General features: G+C 68.8%; 17 protein-coding genes. 11 read left to right on the top strand and 6 right to left on the bottom strand.

Features of this window, described 5'->3' with window-relative positions; all coding sequences use genetic code 11:
• Nucleotides 1-3: 3 nt before the first annotated feature.
• The gene (locus tag LR394_RS28250) at nt 4-1,455 is read right to left on the bottom strand and encodes an amidohydrolase family protein (protein ID WP_231447603.1); all 1,452 of its coding nucleotides are present in this window, start codon (nt 1,453-1,455) and stop codon (nt 4-6) included.
• A 224-nt stretch (nt 1,456-1,679) separates the two neighbouring features.
• Between LR394_RS28250 and lanKC the strand changes: the two genes are divergently transcribed.
• The 4 genes from lanKC to LR394_RS28235 all read left to right on the top strand — a co-directional run bounded on the left by lanKC (nt 1,680) and on the right by LR394_RS28235 (nt 5,943).
• Complete coding sequence (gene lanKC / locus LR394_RS28245; protein ID WP_231447602.1) at nt 1,680-4,310, top strand: class III lanthionine synthetase LanKC; 2,631 nt, start codon at nt 1,680-1,682, stop codon at nt 4,308-4,310.
• 11 nt (nt 4,311-4,321) lie between these two features.
• Entirely contained in the window at nt 4,322-4,441 is a 120-nt protein-coding gene (locus LR394_RS43260) for a SapB/AmfS family lanthipeptide (protein WP_331283111.1), read from the top strand.
• A gap of 121 nt (nt 4,442-4,562) precedes the next feature.
• Entirely contained in the window at nt 4,563-5,276 is a 714-nt protein-coding gene (locus LR394_RS28240; RefSeq protein WP_231447601.1) for a metal-dependent transcriptional regulator, read from the top strand.
• Between the two features lie 19 nt (nt 5,277-5,295).
• Entirely contained in the window at nt 5,296-5,943 is a 648-nt protein-coding gene (locus tag LR394_RS28235; RefSeq protein ID WP_231447600.1) for a maleylpyruvate isomerase family mycothiol-dependent enzyme, read from the top strand.
• Nucleotides 5,944-5,945: 2 nt separating this feature from the next.
• Here the strand turns inward: LR394_RS28235 and LR394_RS28230 are convergent, their stop codons facing one another.
• Nucleotides 5,946-6,419: a superinfection immunity protein gene (locus LR394_RS28230; RefSeq protein WP_231447599.1), complete on the bottom strand. Its 474-nt coding sequence runs from the start codon at nt 6,417-6,419 to the stop codon at nt 5,946-5,948.
• Between the two features lie 490 nt (nt 6,420-6,909).
• On the opposite strand from LR394_RS28230, the gene LR394_RS28225 reads away from it, so the two are divergent.
• From LR394_RS28225 to arfB, 3 genes are read left to right on the top strand one after another with little or no spacing between them, the layout of a single operon-like run.
• Complete coding sequence (locus LR394_RS28225) at nt 6,910-11,319, top strand: Ig-like domain-containing protein (RefSeq protein WP_231447598.1); 4,410 nt, start codon at nt 6,910-6,912, stop codon at nt 11,317-11,319.
• Complete coding sequence (locus tag LR394_RS28220) at nt 11,319-12,026, top strand: class E sortase (RefSeq protein ID WP_231447597.1); 708 nt, start codon at nt 11,319-11,321, stop codon at nt 12,024-12,026. The genes LR394_RS28225 and LR394_RS28220 overlap by 1 nt, the downstream gene beginning before the upstream one ends.
• A 17-nt stretch (nt 12,027-12,043) precedes the next feature.
• Complete coding sequence (gene arfB, locus LR394_RS28215) at nt 12,044-12,469, top strand: alternative ribosome rescue aminoacyl-tRNA hydrolase ArfB (protein ID WP_407937142.1); 426 nt, start codon at nt 12,044-12,046, stop codon at nt 12,467-12,469.
• Nucleotides 12,470-12,616: 147 nt separating this feature from the next.
• Here the strand turns inward: arfB and LR394_RS28210 are convergent, their stop codons facing one another.
• The gene (locus LR394_RS28210; RefSeq protein ID WP_231447596.1) at nt 12,617-13,270 is read right to left on the bottom strand and encodes a cupin domain-containing protein; all 654 of its coding nucleotides are present in this window, start codon (nt 13,268-13,270) and stop codon (nt 12,617-12,619) included.
• Nucleotides 13,260-14,858 carry an FAD-dependent oxidoreductase gene (locus LR394_RS28205; RefSeq protein WP_231447595.1) on the bottom strand — a complete coding sequence of 533 codons (1,599 nt, stop codon included), beginning with the start codon at nt 14,856-14,858 and terminating at the stop codon, nt 13,260-13,262. Before LR394_RS28205 ends, LR394_RS28210 begins: the two co-directional genes overlap by 11 nt.
• 41 nt (nt 14,859-14,899) lie before the next feature.
• On the opposite strand from LR394_RS28205, the gene LR394_RS28200 reads away from it, so the two are divergent.
• On the top strand, nt 14,900-15,883 hold the full coding sequence (locus LR394_RS28200) for an NAD-dependent epimerase/dehydratase family protein (protein WP_231447594.1): 984 nt from the start codon (nt 14,900-14,902) through the stop codon (nt 15,881-15,883).
• On the opposite strand, the gene LR394_RS28195 is transcribed toward LR394_RS28200, so the two are convergent.
• Nucleotides 15,880-16,275, bottom strand: a complete 396-nt coding sequence (locus LR394_RS28195) for a RidA family protein (protein ID WP_407937146.1) — start codon at nt 16,273-16,275, stop codon at nt 15,880-15,882. The two genes, LR394_RS28200 and LR394_RS28195, sit on opposite strands and share 4 nt — an antisense overlap.
• 94 nt (nt 16,276-16,369) lie before the next feature.
• Between LR394_RS28195 and LR394_RS28190 the strand changes: the two genes are divergently transcribed.
• The 3 genes from LR394_RS28190 (at nt 16,370) to LR394_RS28180 (ending at nt 18,755) form a co-directional block, all read left to right on the top strand.
• Nucleotides 16,370-17,320: a helix-turn-helix transcriptional regulator gene (locus LR394_RS28190; protein WP_231447592.1), complete on the top strand. Its 951-nt coding sequence runs from the start codon at nt 16,370-16,372 to the stop codon at nt 17,318-17,320.
• A gap of 222 nt (nt 17,321-17,542) precedes the next feature.
• Nucleotides 17,543-17,941 carry a GlcG/HbpS family heme-binding protein gene (locus tag LR394_RS28185; protein WP_231447591.1) on the top strand — a complete coding sequence of 133 codons (399 nt, stop codon included), beginning with the start codon at nt 17,543-17,545 and terminating at the stop codon, nt 17,939-17,941.
• Nucleotides 17,942-17,957: 16 nt separating this feature from the next.
• Nucleotides 17,958-18,755, top strand: a complete 798-nt coding sequence (locus tag LR394_RS28180; RefSeq protein WP_231447590.1) for an SDR family oxidoreductase — start codon at nt 17,958-17,960, stop codon at nt 18,753-18,755.
• A gap of 44 nt (nt 18,756-18,799) precedes the next feature.
• Here the strand turns inward: LR394_RS28180 and LR394_RS28175 are convergent, their stop codons facing one another.
• Nucleotides 18,800-21,535: a helix-turn-helix transcriptional regulator gene (locus tag LR394_RS28175; protein WP_231447589.1), complete on the bottom strand. Its 2,736-nt coding sequence runs from the start codon at nt 21,533-21,535 to the stop codon at nt 18,800-18,802.
• Nucleotides 21,536-21,570 lie beyond the last annotated feature (35 nt).

Here is a 21,570-nt window from a genome sequence, read left to right as displayed (position 1 = left end):
ACCTCAGTTCTGGTGGGTCGAGGAGTCCGCGAAATCGGTGTAGGTGTAGGGGTTGTCCAGCACCTTGGACTCCGGGATCTGCGGACTCATCCCCGCTGCCCAGGCGCTCTCGCCCAACTGACCACGCAGATGAGTGATCGTTTCCTCGATCGCCTGCCGCGCCCGTCCCAACGTGTTCCCGACCAGGCGATGCGCATGCTTGACCACCCGCCCGTTCACCATGACGGTGTGCACGTCACCGCGCTGGGCCTGCAGCACCACGTGCCCAAAGGGATTGAGCAGCGGGAACATCACCGGCGAATCGTCGTTCTTGATCAGCACCACGTCCGCCTGCTTGCCCACCTCGAGACTGCCCACCTTGCCGTCCAACCCCAGCGCCCGCGCACCACCCCGCGTAGCCCACTCCAGAACGTCCCCCGCCCGCACCGGCAGGTGCGTCACCGTGTTCCCCAGGGCATGGGCCTCGTGGTGCTCACGGGTGTGATCGGCGGCCAAGGTCTGGCGCATCGCGGTGAAGAGGTCCGCACTCATCCACACGCTGGTATCCATCGACAACGAGATCGGGATGCCGTGCCGGCGCAGCGCCCAGCTCGACGGGAAGCCCTGCCCGCAGGTGGCCTCGCTCTCGGCCGCAACCGAGGCGCTCGCGCCGGAAGCCGCGATCCGCTGGTAGGAGTCCTCGCTGAGAGTGGCCGCGTGCACGTAAATCGTTTCCGGACGCATGAAACCGTGCTCGTGCATCAGCCGGATGCCGTTGTCGTTGGTCGCGCCCCACACCCCGGCATGCGTGCTCACCGCCACGTCCAGGTCACGCGCCACCTCGAAGGCCGCCCGCTCCGGGAACGCCGGATCGCCGGTCACGTCGAACGCCATCTGGAAACCGAGCAGGTCGGTGCGCGGCATCCGCCGCTCGACGAACGATCGGAACTCACTGGTGGCCGCCCACTCCCACGGAGCGGCCTGAATGTTGCCGTAGGCCAGCACGAACCGGCCCGGCACCTCTTCCAGCGCATCGACCGCGGCCTCGGCGTGCTCGATCGTCTGCAGGTTGTGCGACCAGTCGACGCTGGTGGTCACCCCGGCCTCGAGCGCTTCCAGCCCGCTGAGCAGGTTGCCCGCGTAAATGTCCTGCGGCCGAAACTTCTTACCGTGCTCCAGATAGTTCCAGACGAAGTACTGGGTCAGCGTCCAGTCCGCCCCGTACCCGCGCATCGCGGTCTGCCACATGTGCCGGTGCGTATCGATCATGCCCGGCATCACGATCCCGCCGCCCGCGTCCACCTCGAGCGTGCCCTCGGGCACCGGCAGCCCCGGCCCGAGCGCCTCGATCCGGTCGGCGACCACCAGCACGTCGGCGTCGGTGAGCACCGTGCGCCGATCATCCATGGTGAGCACCGTGCCGCCCCGGAACACCACCGCTGGAGCGTTCCCGAACCCGTCTGCCGAGGTGGACATGCGCAGCCTCCGACGTCATCGTCGATGAACGGACACTTGTCCGCTTTCGCCAGGGTGCGCGTGCTTTTCCTGCGGGTCAACCCACCGCACGACGAACGGTTACGGCGGATTCGCGGGCGGACAACCGTCCGGGAACCGCCGCTGCGCGGCGATCCGGACTGTACCTTCCGGTAATCCCTAGGCTCGACGCGACCGCGTGGTTGCCACAATCGCTTGGGGTTGCGATGGACATGCGCTACGTCGAGTTCACGTACGGGGACTCGTTCTTCTACGACCGACTGGACCGCCCCGATGCCCGGCGCCGCAGCACGCTGCTGACGCCTGAGCCCTATGACCTCAGCCCTGATCCGGACTGGAACCGCTGGGAGACGACTCAAACCCACGGATGGCACCACCTACGTCCCCCGTTGGCCGACCTTCCCGAGCAGGGCTGGAAGATTCACGTCTCGGCCACCCTCGACAACGCCGCCGCGTTGCTGCATCTGGTCTCCCAGTACTGCGGCCGCCACGACATCGCCTTCAAGTTCCGCCCCACCCGCGGTGATCTGCTGCGCAGCAACCTGAAGTACGCCGACCGCGGTTCCAGCGGCAAGTTCATCACCGTCTACCCGGCCGGCGACCAGGCCTGCGAGCGGGCGCTGACCGAAATCGACGATCTGGTGGGGCGTTTCGAGGGACCATACATCCTGAGCGACCTGCGCTGGAACGCCGGGCCGTTGTATCTGCGCTACGGCGGTTTTCGGCTCCTTCAGGTGCGGGACGAGCGCGATCAGCTGGTGGCCGCGATCCGCCGGCCCGACGGCGTCCTGGTGCCCGATCAGCGACGGCCCGGATTCACGCCGCCGGAATGGCTGGAGCTCCCATCGTTCGTTCACACTGCTCGCGAACAGCTTTCGTCGGGCGAGGAGCCGTTCGATTACGGGGTGCGTAAGTCGCTGCACTACAGCAACGGTGGCGGGGTGTATCTGGCCGAGCGTTACCGGGACGGCGCGGTGGTGGTGCTCAAGGAGGCGCGTCCGCATGCGGGCCTGGGGCCGGACGGGCGGACGGCGGTGCAGCGGCTGGCCGGTGAGCAGCAGCGTTTGGAGCGGCTGCGGGGTGTGGCCGCAACGGTGGACGTCCTTGGTCACTTCCAGCGGCACGGTCACCATTTCCTGGTGCTGGAGTACATCGAGGGGCGTTCGCTGAGTCAGGAGCTCGCCGCCCGGCATCCGATGACCCGGGCGGGGGCGACGACGCAGGACCGTAGCGAGTTCCGGGTCTGGGCGCTGGACGTGCTGGCTCAGGTCGAGGCCGGGCTGCGGGAGATCCATGACCGCGGTGAGGTGCACGGCGATCTGCACCCGGGCAACATCCTGATCACTCCGGAGGGGAAGGCCCGGTTCATCGATCTGGAGGCCGACGGTGCGCAGGCTCCGCTGGCCGGTGCGCCCGGGTTCACCGCACTGGACGGCCGCAGCGGAGTGCGGGCCGATCTGTACTCGCTGGCCAGCCTGAAGATTGCGCTGTTCGTCCCACTGACCCGGCTGCTGCCACTGGACCGGCACAAGGCTCGGCACCTGCTCGACTGGGCCCGGCATCGCTTCGGCCTCGAACCCGCCTACTGCGCTGAGGTTCTCGAGCAGCTGGACGACCGGCGCCCTCGCCCGACGGCGGTGCATGTGCGCCGGATGGAGGAGCTGGCCGCAACCTGGCCGGTCGAGTCGGTGGAGAAGCTGGAAACGGCTCTGACCAGAGGTATCTGGGAGAGCCTGGACCTGTCCCGACCGGATCGGGCGTTTCCCGGCGATATCCGCCAGTTCACGCATGAGGCGCTCTCGGTCGCGCACGGAGCCTGCGGCGTTCTGCTGGCGGCCCCGGGCACTGAGCAGCAGCGCGAGGATGTGCTCGACTGGGTCTGCGACGCCCTGGAGCGAACTCCTCTACCGCGGCCGGGCCTGCTCGACGGGATGACCGGGATCGGTTATACCATGCGTCGTTTCGGCCGCGACGAGGTGGCCGACCGGCTGTCGGCGGCGGTCGGCGAACTGGACTTCGACGCCCTGCCCAGCAGTCTGTACAGCGGGCTGGCCGGGATCGGCCTGGATCTACTCGGCCAGGAGGGCGCCGCTTCGCTGGCGGCGCTGGAGCAGATCCGCAAGGTGCTGCACAGCCGGGCCGATGCTCCGCCGGCCAGGAGTGGCCTGCTGCACGGGGCCAGTGGAGTGGCGCTGTTCTGGCTGTGCAGTTTCGAGGTCTCCGGTGATCCGGTAGAGCTGGAGCGGGCTCGTCAGGCCCTGGCGGTGGATCTGGCTGCCTGCGTCGAACTGGCGGACGGGTCGCTGCTGGTGCGTGAGCCCCGGCGCACGGTGCCGTACCTGGGTTTCGGGTCCATCGGCGTGGCCATGGTGGCGATGCGGCTGCTGGAGCACATGGATGACGAGGAATTGCGCCGAGTGGTACGCCAGGTGATCCGCCTGACCCGGGCCGAGTTCACCGTGCAGTCCGGCCTGTTCAACGGCCGGGCCGGGTACGTGCTGTTCCTGGCCGCCGTGCAGGCCTCGCCGTTCGCCGGGCAGATCAGCCGCGTCGACCTGGTCCGTCACACCCGCGACCTCGGCCTTTACGCCCTGGTGCACGGCACCGGCATCCACTTCCCGGGCGAACAGCTGCTGCGGGCCTCGGTGGACTGGGCCAGTGGCTCGGCCGGCGTTCTCACCGCCTTACGGGCCTTTGCCGCGACCGTGCACGGCGCTCCCGCGCCCGTCCTTCCCATCCCCGGACTTCTCCCCAGGAAAGCTCCCCAGGTCACGAACAACGAGAGGAGACCCCGCGTTCTGCACCCGGACCAGCTGGACCGAGAACTCGTGAACTGAGAGGACCAACCGTGAACCAGATCCTTGACCTGCAGATGCTCGATGCCGAGGAACGGACCGAGGGCCTGAGCATCCTGTGCGACGCCAGCGTGCTGTGCAATGCCAGCAATCTGAGCCTTCTGGCCTGCTGAGCTCGGTGGTGCCACCGGTCGCAGCTGCCGGTGGCACCACCCTTACGAGGCGTTAATTTGAATCACTCAAATCTTGGGGATATGGTCGAGGGACGAACGCCCGGGAAGGGAAGGCTGTCCGATGAACGACCACGATCTCGTCGACACCAGCGAGATGTACCTCAAGGCCGTCCTCGAGCTCGAGGAGGAAGGCGTCGTCGCGCTGCGGGCCCGGCTGGTCGAGCGCTTCGGCCACTCCGGGCCCACGGTCAGCCAGACCGTCGACCGGCTGCGCCGCGACGGCCTGCTCGACCTCGGCGCCGACCGGCAGATCCTGCTCACCGAGGCCGGCCGCACGATGGCCGGTGACGTGATGCGCAAGCACCGGCTCACCGAGGTGTTCCTGCACCAGGTGGTCGGCCTGGAATGGCCCCTGCTGCACACCGAGGCCTGCCGCTGGGAGCACGTGATCAGCGACCACACCGAGGGCCTGATCGCCGTCCTGCTCAAGAACCCGGTCACCTCGCCCTACGGCAACCCGATCGCCGCCGGGCAGGTGTCGGCGGCCGAGAACCTCACCCGCCGCGCGGTCGACGCCGGTACCCCGGTGAGCATCAGCTGGATCGGCGAGCCGCTGCAGGCCGATCCAGACGCCCTCGAGGAACTCGAGAAGCAGGGCATCATCCCCGGCGCCGTGGTCACTGTGACCGAGCAGAACTCGTCCTCGGTCGTGCTGGTCAAGGACGCCGGTGGCGAGGTCCGGCTCCCGGCCCAGGTGGCCAAGCACCTCTTCGTCGCCGTGCTCTCCCCCGAACTGCCCCGCGCCCGCCGCCCGGAAGCGATGATTTCCGGCTGACGCCGCGGTCTGACCCGGTATGAACGCCACCCCGCGGTCCGCTGCCGATGTCTGGGCCCTGACGGCCACCGAACGCCGCTCACTGGCCGACGACCTGGCTGCTGCCAGCCCGTCGCAGTGGGCGGCGGACTCGCTGTGCGGGGACTGGAGCGTGGAAGAGACGCTGGCCCACCTGACCGCCGCGGCCAGCATCGGGCCGTGGCGGTGGATGGGCAGCGTGCTCGGCGCGCGCTTCGACTTCGACCTGCACAACCGGCGCCGCCTGAACGAGCAGCTGGGCCCCGATCCGGCCGCCACCCTGGCCCGTTTCCGCGCAGTTCTGAACAGCACCACGTCGACCTGGGGTGCGGCGGGCATGTGGCTCGGCGAGGTGATCGTGCACGCCCAGGACATCCGGCGGCCGCTGGGCATCACCACCCAGCCTTCGGTCGCCGCGGCCACCGAAGTAGCCCAGTGCTACGCCCAGCGTGACTTCACCGTGCCCGGCCTGACCAACAGCCAGGGCCTGCACCTACAGGCTGACGACGGCCCGTTCCAGGCCGGCGAAGGTCCCTTGGTCACCGGGCCGACCGTGGCCCTGATGATGGCCATGGCCGGGCGAGCGGCCTACCTCGAGGACCTGAGCGGCCCCGGGGTCAGCGAACTCAACACTCGCTTGGCCGCCTGAGCTCAGCGCTCGGCCGGGCCCTGGGGCGGCTGGCTCGCCGGGAGCGGCTGGGTCGGCAACGGCTGAGGCTGCTGAGCCGGGAACGGCTGCCCCTGGTAGTTCGGGCCCGGATAATTCTGGCCCGGGAACGGCTGGCCCTGATGGTTCTGGCCCGGGAACGGCTGGCCCTGGTGAAGCTGCCCTTGATGGAGCTGGCCCGGTCGCAGCGGGCCGGATGGAAGCTGGCCTGGGGGCACCTGGCCGTAGTAGATGGGCGGCGGCATCGGTGCTCCGCCCTGGAAGTTGTTGAACTGCACGGCTGGCTGCTGGGTGGTCATGCTCCAGACCATCGCGCCCACCCAGCCGACGAACGTCCACCCGGCCAGGAAGTTCAGCGCGGCAATGGCGCCCGCGTTCGGGTGTTTTCGGTTCACCGCGACGATCGTGGGCAGGAAGTACAGCCCGAGCAGCACGATCAGGATCAGGAGCCCAGCCATGACGCCTCCAGGGTGCACAGGCCGCTCGAGGGCCCGCTACGAAGATCCGCCGAGCGGCCGGACCTGACGACCAGCGCCGTGTTCAGCCCGGCAGCGTCGCTGAAGGCGTGTCGGCCCCGACCAGCCCGGTGCTGATCCGGGCCTTCCGTTCTTCACCCGCTCGCATCCCGTCGTCAGCCGGTCAGCTGTACAGCCGCAATCCGAGAGGACCGGCCCGGGCACCACGCAGCGTCACTCAGGTTCAGCAGCTCAGCCCCTGAGCCCTTCAACGTTCAGCCTCTTTCAGCCGCCGCCCGACCGGTCGATACCGGTCAAACCCGCCGGAGAAGACTCCCGGAGCACCCCGTTCGGGGGACGAGTGCCACCACCCGGGTACAACGCGGCCCCCAACCGCCGTCCTCTGGTTCATCGCCCGGATCTGCGCGACGACGCATCTCCCCGGAGTAGTCCGCAGTAATCCAGAAACGGTTCTGACATGGGGGCCTTGGGGATGGGTCGGGTTTCTAAGTGGGGCGCGGCCTGGGTCGCGATCACGGTGGCTTTGGTGAGTCTGGTCCTGGTGGCCGGCCCGGTCGAGGCGGCGATGAACCAGCCGTTCGGTATCCGCTACCAGAGCAGCGACACCGGCGACATCATGCTGCGCGGCAACACCTTGGTCGCCTGCCCGGACAACACTCCGGCCTGTACTGCGGCGCTGGACACGAGCAACAACACCGCCACCAACAACGCCCTGAACAACGACCAGTACGCGATGAAGTACGCAGACGTCGACACCGACAACACGACCACGGCGAGCTCTTCGGCCAATGTCACGCTCCCCACCGGAGCGACGGTCAAGTGGGCCGGACTCTACTGGTCCGGCTACACCGCCACCTGGCAGGCCGGACAGACCGCGGCCCTGGGCACCACCGCGAAGAACCGGATGAAGTTCCGGGCCCCCGGTGACGCCGGCTACAGCACGGTCACCGCCTCGACCCAGACGGAGTGGGTGAACAACCCTACGGACGGGACCGCGCAGGGCGCACCGTACGTCTCCTTCGCGAATGTCACGGCTGCCGTGCGTAATGCCGGGTCCGGCACCTACTTCGGCGCCGATGTGCACGCGATCACCGGCAACGGCGCCTACGCGGCCTGGTCGCTCGTGGTGGTCTACCGCGATCCCAGCCAACCCCAGCGCAACCTCGTGGTCTTCGACGGCTTCGGCACGGTGCAGAACGCGGCCGGCGACACGTCGGTCGAGATGGACCTGACCGGCCTGTCGGCCCCGGCGAGCGGCACCGTCAACGCCCGGCTGGGCGCGGTGGTGTTCGAGGGTGACGCCGGGATCGTCGGTGACAAGTTCGAGTTCGTCCGGCAAGACGCGAGTGTCCTGACCCTGTCCGATGCGCAGAACCCGGCGAACAACTTCTTCAACTCCACGGTGACGGACGGCGGGACGAACGTGGCCGGCCGCAATCCGAGCGGCCAGACCTTCGGGTTCGACGCGGACGTCCTGCAGTCCTCGCTCCTGCTGAACCCCAGCGACACCACCGCCAAACTGCGGATGACCACCGGCGGCGAGCGCTTCTTCCCGGCGGTGGCGACCTTCGTCTCCAACATCTACGCACCCCGGCTGGACGTCACCCGCAGTGCGGCTGTCACCGACACGGTGGCCGACGGACGCAACCGGCCCGGCGACCGGATCACCTACTCCGTCGATGTGGTGAACAACGGGGACAGTGACGCGGCGAACATCGTTCTGTCCGAGCAGATCCCGGCCGGGACCACGTACGTGCCCAACAGCTTGAGGATCGATGGGGCTTTGGTCAGCGACACCGCCGACGCCAATGCCGGTGAGGTCTCCGGAACCACGGTGACGGCTCGTCTGGGCACCGGAGCCGGTGGTAGCGGTGGATCCGGCGGCACCTTGGCCAAGAACGCCACGGCCAGAGTCACTTACACCGTCGAGATCACCAGCCCCTACACCGCGGGCGGCACCGTCAGCGGTTCGTCCAACGTGACTTACGCGGACACCGGGGTCCCGCCGCGGACCTTCTCGAGCCCTTCGAACACCACGAACACCACCATCGCGGTGGCCAGCACCGATCTGCAGGTCTCGCTCTCGGCGAACCCGACCACGGTCCAGAGGTCCGGACCGCTGAGCGTGGCCTGGACCGCGACGATCAGGAACAACGGCCCGGACGCAGAAACCAAGCCGGTGCTGGTGACCACCCTGCCCACCGGCGTCACCGGGATCACCTACCCGGGTGCGGGAGCCACCTGCACCACCTCGGGCGTAATCGTGACCTGCACCTTGAGCAGCACCCTGGCCAGCAACGCCACCGCGAACGTGGTCATCAACGGCACCCTGCCCGCGAACGCCGCTGACCCATCTACGGCCAGCACCAAGGTTTCCGGGGACGGTACCGATCCCACCCCGGCGAACAACACCGCCACGGCCGCGGTCGGCGTCAACTCCCCGCCCACCGCCGTCGCGGACTCGGCGCCGCTGGTCTCGCCTTCCACCCAGATCGACATCGATGTGCTGGGCAACGACTCCGACCCGAACTCCGGGGACGAACTGTCCCTGCCCAACTCGCCGGCTGGGGACTGGCTGGTCACCCCGCCCGCCCACGGCACCGCGACCCTGGTCAACGGCAAGGTCCGTTACACCCTGACCGACACCAACTACTCGGGCACCGACACCTTCACCTACAAGGTGTGCGACAACCGTGGTGGCTGCAGCACCGCCACCAGTTCGGTCCTGGTCAACGACCAGCGGCGTTCGGACCTCAAGGTCGAGCACACCGCCTCGCCCAAGGTGATCCAGCAGACCGCCACGAGCCGGGAGATCACCTGGACCGCGGTCGTCACCAATCTGGGTCCGCAGGACGAGCCCGACGTCAAGCTGACTGAGACGCTGCCGGCCGGGGTCACCGCAGTGACCGTCAACGGAGCCACCTGTACCAACGTCAGCAGCGTGTACACCTGCCCGCTCGGTGCGATGGCGAGCAACGCCACCAAGACCGTGACGTTCAAGGCGACGCTCCCGGCGAACGCCAGCGACCCGTCCAATGCTTCGGCCGTGGTGTCGGGAACGCTGCCTGACCCGACCCCCGCGAACAACACCGGCGCCGCACCGGTCGGGATCAACCGCCCGCCGCTGGTGGGGGCCGACAGCGCGACCCTGGCCGCGGACGTCCTCAGTACCACCGTGGACGTGCGGGCCAACGACAGTGATCCGGACTCCGACCCGCTCACCATCACGCAGGTGAGCAAGCCGGCGCACGGCACCGCCGAGATCGTCGACGGGAAGGTCAAGTACACCCTGACCGACCTGAGTCACGTTGGGCCGGAGACCATCTCGTACACGGTCTGCGACGGCCGGGGCGGCTGCACCGACGGCACCCTGACCATCGACGTCAAGGACCACGAGGCCGCCGACCTGAGCGTGACCCAGACCGTCGACCCGCGGATCGTGCAGCGTGGCGGCACCCGGATCGCCACCTGGACGGTCAAGGTGAGCAACGCCGGGCCGGACACCGCGCAGAAGCCGGTGCTCACCCAGACCCTGCCCACCGGGGTGACCGCGATCAAGACCTCGCTGGCCGCCTGCACGATCAACGCGGCCGTGGTCACCTGCCCGATGGACAACCTGGCCAGTGGCGCCAGCGCGGACGTCATGTTCACGGCCACGCTGCCCGCGGACGCCCCGGACACGGTGGCCGCCAACGCCAGCGTGACCTCGACGTCGAGCGATCCCACGCCGGCGAACAACAAGGCCACCGGTTCCGTGGCGATGAACGCGCCGCCGGTGGCCGACGCCGAGACGGTGCCGCTGCCCTCGACCGCCTCGAAGGTCACGATCAACGTGCTGGGTGGTGACACCGACCCGGACGGCGACCCGCTCACCCTGAGCACGGTGACCACGCCGGGCCACGGCACCGCCAAGATTGTGGACGGCAAGGTGGAGTACACCCTGACCGACGCCACCTTCACCGGCGACGACACGTTCGAGTACACCGTCTGCGACGGCCGCGGAGGCTGCAGCACCGCCCTGGTGACGGTGCAGGTCGCCGACCACTCGCAGCCCCCGGTGGCCAAGCCGGACACCGTGAAGGTGCCCACCGGCGGCAACGTGACGATCGACGTGACCGGCAACGACACCGATCCGAACGGGGCCGCGCTGACCCTGACCAAGATCACCGGTCAGCCCGCGCACGGCACCGCCAAGATCGTGGACGGCAAGCTGGTGTACACGCCGAAGAAGGGCTACGTCGGCACCGACACCGTGCGCTACCAGGTCTGTGACACCACCGGCGTCTGCTCCGAGGCCGACGTGACGGTGAAGGTCACCTCCAAGGCGCCGGTGCTGAAGCCGGACAAGGCCACGGTGCGCCCGGGCGCCACCACCGCGATCGACGTGCTGGCCAACGACACCGATCCGAGCGGCGCCAAGCTGGGGAGCCTGACCATCGTCAAGCAGCCCAAGACCGGCATCGCCTACGTCGGCCAGGACGGCAAGATCCACTACCGCGCACCGAAGAACGCCGCCCAGGGCACCGAAGTCACCATCGGCTACCGGGCCTGCAACCCCAGCGGCGCCTGCTCCGACGGCACCATCACGATGAAGGTGGCCGGCGCCCCGGTCTCCTCCGACGACGGCGACGGCGACGGCGACGGCTCCGGCAACGGTGGCGGCACAGGAACGAGTGACGGCAGCGGTAACGGGGACGGCTCCGGCACCGGGAGCGGTACCGACTCGGGTAACGGCAGCGATGACGGCGGCAGCCTGGCCTACACCGGCGTGCGCTACCTGGGCCCGGTGATCCTGGCCGCCTTCGCGCTGATGCTCTACGGCCTGATCACCCGCAGTCGGCTCAACGGGCCCCGCTCGACACGCGGCAGGCACAAGGCATGATGCCCGGGACGACCGTCGTGCCCAGCCTCGGGCACGACGGCCCCCGGCACAGCGCCCCACCCAAACCCCGTAACCGCAAGGCCCAGTTCGCGACGCTGGCCATCGTCATCGGGTTCCTAGCCCTGCTGGGCAGCGGCGGCTGGCTCCTGTGGAGCCGACAGGCCGGCACCGCTCAGGCCGAGGGCACCGTGCAGGCGTTGCAGGAGGAATGGCGGGACGCACCCCGGCCCGCCGAAACTGCCACCGCCGCAGCCAAGACCCCGAAGGCCGAACCGGCGATCCCGGGCAAGGCCTTCGCGATCATGACGGTGCCGCGGTTCGGCAAGAACTGGCAGATGCCGATCTTCGAAGGCATCGGCAGCAGCTCGCTGCGCGGCGGGGTCGGCCACTACCCGAACACCGCGATGCCCGGCTCGGTCGGCAATTTCGCGGTCGCCGGGCACCGCACCACCTGGGCCCGGCCGTTCCAGAAGGTCGACGAACTACGCAACGGTGACGAGGTGATCGTGCAGACCCGCGAGGAACGCTTCGTCTACCGGGTCACCAGTCACCAGATCGTCGCACCGGATGAGACCGGTGTGCTGGACCCGGTGCCCGGAGTCCCCGGCGGCACCCCCTACCAGGCCCAGCTCACCTTGACCACGTGCCACCCGGAGTACTCCGACTGGCAGCGCTGGATCGTCCGCGCGGAACTGGTACGCAGCTAACCGGGCAGAATGGACCCATGGCCGGCCCGCTCAAGATCACCAACAGCGTCAGCATCCCCGAGACCGAACTCAAGTGGCGCTTCTCCCGCTCCTCCGGCCCGGGCGGTCAGGGCGTCAACACCACCGACAGCCGCGTGCAGGTGCGCTGGGACGCCAAGAACAGCGCCGCCCTGTCCGAGCAGCAACGCGAGCGCCTGATCAGCCTGATCGGCGCCCAGCTGATCGACGGGGTCCTGCAGGTCACCTCGTCCGAGCAGCGCTCCCAGCTGCAGAACCGGGAGACCGCCGAACGCCGGCTGGCCGAGATCGTGGCGGCCGCGCTCGCTCCGCCGGCCCGGGCCCGGCGGGCGACCAAGGCCACCCGCGGCTCGCAGGAGCGGCGGATCGCACAGAAGAAGCGGCGCGGCAACGTCAAACGGCTACGCCGGGACACCTCCGACTAGAGCCTGTCCTGTGGATCATGGCCGTAGCGAGGAGGTGCCCGGGGCGCTGGCTGGGCGTGGCCGGTGGGGCCCCTCGCAATGGTTTTGCGTGGGGCCACGCCGGACGCGGTCAGACGGCGTCCCGGGTGCCCCGCAGTAGGCAAAGATTCACCGGACAGGCTCTAGGTAGCTAAGCTCGAGGACGAACAAGGTGCGCGGGTGCGCAGCCGGGTTGCTGACCTTCAAAGAGCCACCCTGGTGAACAGACACCCCGGAATCGTCCAGCAGATCGATCCAACTCAGGACGTGCGGAACGGCTTTGAGGTTCAGCTCACGGTGCATGGAGGCGGGGATCTCGACCGTCCAGATCGAGACGTGCTCGTGCACCAGCACCGCAACCCGGCCGTCCGCGGTCGGTGGGCCGAGCACCGCACCGCGCGTGCTGCGTCCCCCATTTCCGATGTCCAGTGGCTCTTTTCGGTGCTCGCCCAAGTCCTTGAGCTCGATCAGGCGATTGCGGTAGAAGTGCTCGCCGATGTTGGTGAGCCGGTGCACGGGTGAGATCGGCCGGTACACCGCCCCGCCGCGGTATTCGCTGAGGTAGCGCGGCGGGCTGCCGTCCAGCCAGTCCATCCGCCCGTCCGAACCCTGCAGGCTCAGCACCACGTACGGGTTGTGGTGCAGGTGCCAGGGATGACACTCCCCCGGTGCCAGCGAGACGTCCCAGATCCGCACGATCTCGTCGTCCAGCAACCGGCTGAGCCCGATATCGGCGAGCTCGATCACTTCTCCCGACGGGGCGGTGACGAGATCACCCTTCATCGGACAACCCCACCAGCTCCAGATACAGCTTCTCGATGCGCTTTCCGGCCTCCGACGTCCACGGTTCCAGGTGCGCAACGTGAGCATCCGGACGCAACAGCACCACCACGTCCCCAGTTTGACCGAAACGTGCCCGCAGCGTGTCTCCCGGATCGAAGAACGCCCGGCTGCGCAATCCGGAATCATGCGGGGCATCCCAGCGGCTGACCACGAATTGCTGTAGCCCGGGCGGGCCTTCGGCCAGAATCGGCGGACGACGGCGAGCGTCGGTCAGGTGCAGAGCAACGAACGAGTCGCGGCACAGCTCGTGCAGGTGAACCGGGCCGCGAAGGCCGAAAACCTTCAGATCGGGGACGCGTTCGCCCACCCGGAGCGCTCCGGGTGCCTGAGTGGTGCGCACCATCGACCAGTCGCCCACGTGGTCGCTGTCCAGCCGGACCCCGAGCAGCGTGCGGGTCATCGCGTCGCCCCAGCCGCCGGCTGCCATTGCGGTGGTGGCGTTGATCCGGCGGTCCATCACCGCGCGGGCCGCTTCGGCCATCTCGCCGGAACCGTTGATCGCGACCGGGGCCTGCTCCCGTTCGTATCCGTCCAGCAGCGACTGCGCGGCCCAGCCCCGCGCCACCCAGGCCAGCCGCCACGGCAGGTTGGAGGCATCCAGCACACCAGTGTTCAGGCCCAGCGCCCACATCGGGGTGATCAGGTGCGCGGCATCGCCCATCAGGAAGACCCGGTCCTGCCGCCAGGAGGAGGCGACCCGGTGGTGCACCGAGTAGATGTTGGTGCCGATCACCTCCAGGTCGTTCACATCGCCGATGAAGCGGTGCGCCTTGTCCCGCAGTTCTTCCCGGGTGGGGGCGGCCTGGCCGGGGTTGATCGGGAAGAGGAAGCGCCAGCAGTGCGGCTGGCGGACCAGGATCATCCACTCTTGCGCGTCGCCGAAGTAGGCCAGATACGGGTAGTCGCGCGGGTTCTCCACATCCAGGTCGCAGGTGAGATCGACCAGTACGTACCGCTGCTCCAGGGTGTGCCCGGTGACCTCGACGCCCATCTGCTGGCGTACCGTGGACCGGCCCCCGTCGCAGCCCAGCAGCCGATCGGCCAGGAACTCGAGCGGGCCCTCGGGCGTGCTCAGGTGCAGCACCACCCCGTCGGCGCTCTGCTCGAACCGCTCCAGCCGATGCCCCATCCGCAGCGCACCCGGCGCCCGGCGTTCCAGCTCGGCGGCCAGCACCGGCTCCAGATCGTGCTGCGGAATGTTGATCACGAACGGGAAGCGGGTCTCGGCGGCCAGCGCCGAGGTGAGCACGCTGCCGGTGGAAAGGCCACTCTTGCGGTCAAGTTCACCGATCTCGTCGATCCGCAGACTGGCCTGCAGCACCGGCGCCAGCGCGCCGTACCGGTCGAGTACCTCCAGCGTGCGGGTCAGGACCGTGCCGGCCTTGGTGTCGGTGGACAGGCTCTCGTCGCCCTCGAACACCACCACCGGCAGTCCGTAGGCGGCCAGGCCGAGGGCGGTGATCAGGCCGACCGGTCCCCCGCCGACGATCGCGATGGGGTGCCCTGCGGTTCCTCCGGGATCGTTCACAGTCGCGATCATTGCGCACGTATCGGTCAAAAGGAACACCATTGCCGGCGGAGCGGATAGGCCATCCGATTCGTGTTACGGTGCTGAAGCGGATGAAGCATCCGTTTCATCGTCCCCATACCTTCGGAGCGAACGTGAAAATCCTGATCACTGGCGGCACGGGCTACCTGGGCGCGGCCCTCGTCGAGCACTTCCTGGCTGCCGGTCACGACGTCGTCGCCCTGACCCGGTCCCCGGAGTCAGCCGCCAAGGCCACCCAGGCCGGGGCACGTGCGCTGCTCGGCAGCCTGGCCGAGACCGCCCTGCTCGAAAAGGCTGCAGCCGAAGCCGATGCTGTGGTGCACACCGCGCCGGTCGATTACGCCGGTGGCGAGGAAGCAGTCAGCGCCGAAACAGCCGCGATCGAGGCACTGACCCGCGGGGCGGGAAAGGCGGGCACCGGCAAGCCGTTCATCTACACCAGCACCAATCTGATCTACGGCCTCGAACCCGGTAACTCCCACGACGAAGATGCGAAGCTTCCGGAGCCAGGCCTACTGCCGGCCAAGCTCATCGGTGAGCACCTGGTGCGGGAGGCGACGGGCCTGACCGGCATCATCATTCGCCCCAGCCTGGTCTACGGCCGAGGCGGCTCCATGCTGCCGACCACCCTGATCGGCGCCGCCACGCAGTCCGGCACGGCCACCTACATAGGGGCCGGCGACAACCAGTGGACGCCCGTGCACGTGGATGATCTTGCCCGCCTCTATCTGACGGCCCTGGAGCGTCCACAAGCGGGCACCTACAACGCTGCCGGGACGCAGCCGTTCACCTTCCGCGCACTCGCCGAGGCGATCGCCGACCTGACCGGCACCGCCGCCACCGCCATCACCGCCGAGCAGGCCGAAGCCGCTATGGGCCCCATGGCTGCGCTGCTTCAGTCCTCAGCGCACACCAGCTCCCAGAAGGCACGCAGCACCTTTGGGTGGAGCACCAGCGGCCCGGCCCTGCTCGACGACGTGCGCTCCGGCTCCTACCGGCCCTAATCGACCGCGGTGCCCTCCAACTCGACCAGCATCGCCGGGAAGGCCAGGCGGGAGACCCCGAGCGCGGTGGAGGCGGGGGCGACCTGGGCAGCGGCCAGACGCTCGGCCAGCAGGCCGTAGTGCTGGAACAACAGGTCCAGGTCGGTGGCGTAGACGTTGAGCCGGACCAGGTTGGACAGCGTCATCCCGGCGGCGCTCAGCACCGCCTCCAGGTTGTCGATGCTCAGCGACAACTGCTTGGCCATGTCGCCCTCGTGCTGGGCCACGCCGTCGCCGTTGGTCGCCGCCTGGCCGGAGACGTACAAGGTACGGGTACCGCCCGAGACCAGTTCGCCCTGGTTGAAACCGCGCCCCACCGACCAGGTCACCGGGTTGAGGGCACTGCGCTGCACGGCCACGTCTGCTCCATTCCTCGGTCCGTCTGCGCAGATCAGCTTTCCAACAAATCACGACACCTCTTGTCAGGTATTGCCTAGACTTTTTCGCATGCGTGCGGACCGGCTGGTGGCCCTGGTGCTCCTGCTGCGCCAGCGCGGCCGGCTGACCGCCCCGGCGCTGGCCCGCGAACTGGAGGTGTCGACCCGCACGGTGCTGCGCGATATCGAGGCGCTGTCGGCGGCGGGGGTTCCGGTCTACGCCGAGCGCGGCCGGCACGGCGGTTTCGCGTTGCTCCCCGGTTTCGGCACCGAGCTCACCGGGCTGAATCACGACGAGGCGCTGGCCCTGATGGTTGCCGGATCCGGTCGTGGGCAGCAGGTTTTCGGCCTGGGCGCGGCCTTGACGTCGGCCGTGCGCAAGGTGCTGGACGTGCTGCCGGAGGGCCAGCGGATGCATGCGAGCGCGGCGGCCCAGCGGCTGTTGCTGGATCCGCAGACCGACCTGTTCTCGGAGGTGCTGGCCGTGCCGGAGGCGCCGGAGGTGCGTCGGGCGGTGCTCGAGGGCCGGCGGTTGCGGATCCGGTACGAGGCTCGGCAGGAGCAGGCCGAGTGGCGCACGGTGGATCCGATCGGCCTGGTCAAGGTGCGGGACCGGGACTACCTGCTGGCTCTTCGCGGCGGTGCTGAGCGCACGTACCGGCTTTCGCGGATTCTTGTGGCCGAGGTGCTGGACGAGCCCGCGCAGCGTCCGGACGAGGTTGATCTGGAAAGCATCTGGCAGCGCCGGGCCGAGCAGTTCCTGGTCGGTGAGCAGCTGGTGGCGCGGGTGCGGGTCAAGCCGTCGCGCCAGCACGAACTGGCCGGCGCGGCCATGGCGGTGCGCTCGGAGGGCCCGGACGAGGACGGCTGGCTGCTGGTCGAGGTGACGTTCCAGAACGCCGACCATGCCGAGTGGGCGCTGTGGCAGCTGAGTACCGACGCCGAGGCCCTGACCCCGCAGTCGTTACGCACCGCCTTGCACCGGCGAGCTGCTGCTGTGGCGGGCCGCTATCGCCGCTAGTCCTCGCGGGCGGTGCGCACGTGCAGCCAGGTCGTGACCCCGGCCCACCCGCCGAGGGTGGTACCGGGCCTGGCCCTGGAGGTCGCGGGCCGGCACGTGATGTGGGTCGAGGAGCTTCTCCGGGCGGTACGAGTGATCCCTCGTCATCTGACGGATCTCTGGCGCTCCCGACCGACGCAATCTGGTCGAGCGGCGTCGCAGAGGCCGCGGGAAGGAGACCAGATGCTCACGCTCGAGCAGGTCGAGCGCGTAATGGGTGCGGCCACAGTCGCTGCCGAGGCGGCCGGGGTGGCCATGAATATTGCCGTGCTGGACGAGGCCGCGCAACTCAAGGCCTTCGTCCGGATGGACGGGGCATTGCTCGGATCGATCGATGTGGCGCTGGGAAAGGCCCGGACGTCGGCCCTTTTCCGGATGAACACGGAGGCGGTGTTCGAGTTCTGCAAGCCCGGCGGTCCTTCGTTCGGGCTGGAGAACACCAACGGCGGTCTGGTCGTGTTCGCCGGCGGGTGCCCGCTGATCGACGAGGCGGGGACCGTGATCGGGGCGATCGGGGTCTCGGGCGGCAGCCCGGACCAGGACGGCGAAGTGGCCCTGAACGCGGCCAAGACGCTTCTTTGAACGAGGGAGAACCAGGATGAGCAAGCGAATTCTGATCACCGGAGCGGGTTCGGGTTTCGGCGAGGGCGCGGCGATCGGTCTGGCCGAGGCCGGGCACGAGGTCATCGCCACCGTCCAGATCTGGCCGCAGGTGGCCGCGCTGCGGGCCAAGACCAAGGACCTGCCCACCCTGAGGGTCGAGAAACTCGACGTGCTGGACCACTTCGACGTCGCGCAGGCGCTGAAGTGGGACATCGACGTGCTGTTCAGCAACGCGGGGATCGGGCAGTCGGGCCCGGTCAGTGAGATCCCGATCGAGCTGGTGCGCCGCAACTTCGAGACCAACGTGTTCGCACCGCTCACCCTGGCTCAGGGCTTCGCCCGCCGCTGGGTGGACGAGAACCGGCCGGGCAAGATCGTGTTCACCTCGTCGATGGGTGGACTGTTCACCCCGGCCTGGTTCGGCGCCTACGTCTCGACCAAGCACGCGCTGGAGGCGATGGCCGAGGCGCTGCGGGACGAGCTGCGGCCGTTCGGGATCAAGGTCCAGACCATCAACCCGGGCGCCTACCTGACCGGGTTCAACGAGACCATGGCCGAGTCGGCCTTCACCTGGCTGGACCCGGAGCGCAACTTCATCAAACCGGACGTCGTGCAGGCCGGGTTCGACGCCATGCTCCAGCAGGACTCCGGACGGCTCGACCCGAAGGAGATGATCGAGGCCATGGTGCAGATCGTCCCCTCCGACACCGGCAAGTTCCGCAACGTGATCCCGGAAGAGACCGAACGCGCCGTCCGGGCCGCGCAGCAGGACGGCTGGAACGCCGAGATCTGATCTCCGCAGCACCCGTGTGATCTCGGTTCCCCGGAGAACGTGGATCACACGGGCTCTTCCCTGTCCCAACCGTTCAGGGCATCGCGCAGGGCAGCGCGTGAGGAAATTCCGAGCTTCGGAAAGATCTGGTACAGGTGCGTGCTCACCGTGCGGTGGGAAAGGTACAGCCGTTCGCCGATCTGCTTGTTGGTCAGCCCGGCCCCGGCCAAATCGGCGATCTCCCGTTCCTTCGGAGTCAGCCGCGGGCCCAGCACAGCCCGCGGACGGTGGAACCCGGTGGCCCGTAGTTCGCTCTGTGTGCGCTCCAGCCAGGGCCGGGCGCCGAGCCGCTCGAAAATGCTCTCGGCGGAGGCCAGCTGGGCGCGGGCCTCGGCCGTACGCTTCAGCCGGCGCAACCGCTCGCCGTAGGCCAGCCGGGACCGGGCCAGATCGAACGGCCAGGCCGAGATGCCGGGAAGGGCCAGTGCCTCGTCGAAACGCCGGCGCACCTCCTCGTCCGTTGCTACCCATGCGCGTGCCGTGGCGACGTGCAAGGCCAGGCGGGAGGAGAGCCCGGCCAGATCACTGGTTCGCATGGCGGCAGCGTGACTGCGAGCCTCTTCGTGACGCCCGCTGCGCCAGGCGGCCTCCACCAGGTCCAGGGCGATCCACAACGCCTGGGGAACGTGCGAGGCGATCGTCCCCGGCGAGCTGAATACCGTGGCCTCCCGGTAAGCGGCCTCGTAATCGCCTTGGCCCAGGTGGTTCAGCGTGCGCGGGTGAGCGGCGAACCATCTGACCCCAAGCGCGTTCCGCCGAACCGCCCAGCGGTTCATCGTGTCTGTCAGCTCCTGGCTCGCCTCGTGTTCGCCGGTGGCGGCGGCATGCATGCTGCTCAGATACCGGAAATGCCAGACGAAGAAACGGTATCCGTACTCGTCGCACAGACGGGAACCCTCGGCGGCCAGTTGCTCCAACTCCGCCCACCGGCCCGCATGAAAACTGTCGTGCCCCAGGTGGGTGAGCGCCGCGATGCGCCGGCGGGCCGGAACCCGCCCCTGGCGCCCCGCCCGGACAACCTTCCAGTTGCGCTCCCGAAGCCCCGCCAGCCGGTCCAGGTAGACGCTGGCCGTGCCCAGCTGCATGAGGTCGCTGTCCACCGGCTCCACGGGTGGATCGGCCAGCAGGGCGTCCAGTTCGGCGGCGGCTTTCTGCCCGGTTCGCGCAGGGTCGGGGAAGGTGTGCCGGGCGATCGCGAGCACCTGCGGTGGTTCGGGCTTGAGTTCGTCGATCACCGCGAAGACTCGTGCCCAGACCTCCTCGCGCCCCGAGTACCAGCTCAGGAGCAACAGTGTGTACAGCGCCTCGGAGAGAGCACTGTCGTTCTCTGCCCCGTTCATCTCCACCGCGCTCATCAGCAACTGGTAGGCGGTCAGGACATCACCGTCATCGTTGATCAGGAGCATCGCCGTCGCGGCCGCAGCCGGTAGCGAAGCGCCGACGTCCGGGCTACTGCGCCGGGCCCGATCCAGCAGATGGGTTGCCCCCAGCATTTCGCCCACCGAGTCGGCTCCCAGATAGGCGGCTTGTGCCAGGCGACGGCCGCGATCGGCCGGCTCGGGGCTCAGGTCGGCGGCCCGGGCCAGCGAACTCACCGCTCCGGTCGCGTCGCCCCGGCGCTGAGCCCGCCCGGCGGCCTCCTCCAGCAGGCCGGCAACCTCTTCGTCCGGCCCGGTGGATGCCTCGCCCAGATGCCAGGCCCGGCGATCCGGCTGATCAACCAGCGCATCGGCCAGGCGCCGATGGGCCGTCCGCCGTTCGCTGATCGTCGAGCCCTCGACCACGGCCGAGCGGATCAGTGGATGCCGGAACTCGATGCTCTGACCGGCGTAAACCAGTCGGTCGCGCTCCGCGGGCGCCAGAGCAGCCAGTTCCCCGCCTGCGGAGCGCAAGGTGGCGCTGCCGCCACTGCGGTCGAGCGCGGCCAGCAGGAGGAGACGACGGCAGTCGGCCGGCAGATCGTCCACCCGGGAGGCGAACAGCGAGCGCAGGCGCTCGGTCAGAGGTAGCACTGCGGGAAGCCCGATCTGGGCCTGGCGCTGCTGATCGCTGAGCGCGTTGGGGAACTCGACCAGCGCCAGAGGATTGCCGCGCGACTCGCTCAGGAGTCGCTGCCGGACGTTCACCGCCATCTCTGGAAAGTGCTGCTTGATGAGATTCTCCGCGTCCTCGAACGAGAGTGGACCGAGGTCGAGGCGAGGTAGTCCGCTGTCGTCGAAGAAGCTGCCCAGACCGGTACGCGAGGCGGCGACGAAGCCGATACGAGATCCCGCCAGACGTCGGGCCACGAAACCCAGCACCAGCGCGCTGGCGCGGTCCACCCACGGCAGGTCGTCCACCAGAATCAGCAACGGACCGTCCGCGGCCACCCGGCGCAGCAACAGCAGGGCGGCGTTCGACACCAGGAGCCGGTCGGGTGCCGGACCGGTGCCGAAGCCCAGTGCTACGCGCAGGGCTTCGGCATGGGTGGCCGTCAGTTCGGCGATCTCGTCGAGCAGGGGCAGAAACAGCTGGTTCAGGGCGGAGTAGCTGACGTCGGCCTCGAACTCGGCGCCCTCGACCCGCAGGACGCAGCCGCCCGTCTCGATGGTTCTCATTGCAGCGTGCTGCAGCAGCAGGGTCTTGCCGATCCCCGCTTCACCGATGAGCAGGATCGTCCCACCACTGAGCGCGGATTCCTGGTGCAGGGCGAGAATCCGCTGCAGGATCTCCTCCCGGCCCACCAATCGCTCCACTGTCATCCAGCTATCGTGGCTTGCTGAGCGACCGGCACGGC

Origin of the sequence: Kineosporia babensis, assembly GCF_021129305.1 — a bacterium.
Taxonomy (GTDB): domain Bacteria; phylum Actinomycetota; class Actinomycetes; order Actinomycetales; family Kineosporiaceae; genus Kineosporia; species Kineosporia babensis.
The sequence above is the reverse complement of the archived record's forward strand: the minus strand, read 5'-3'. Positions and strand labels throughout refer to the sequence as shown.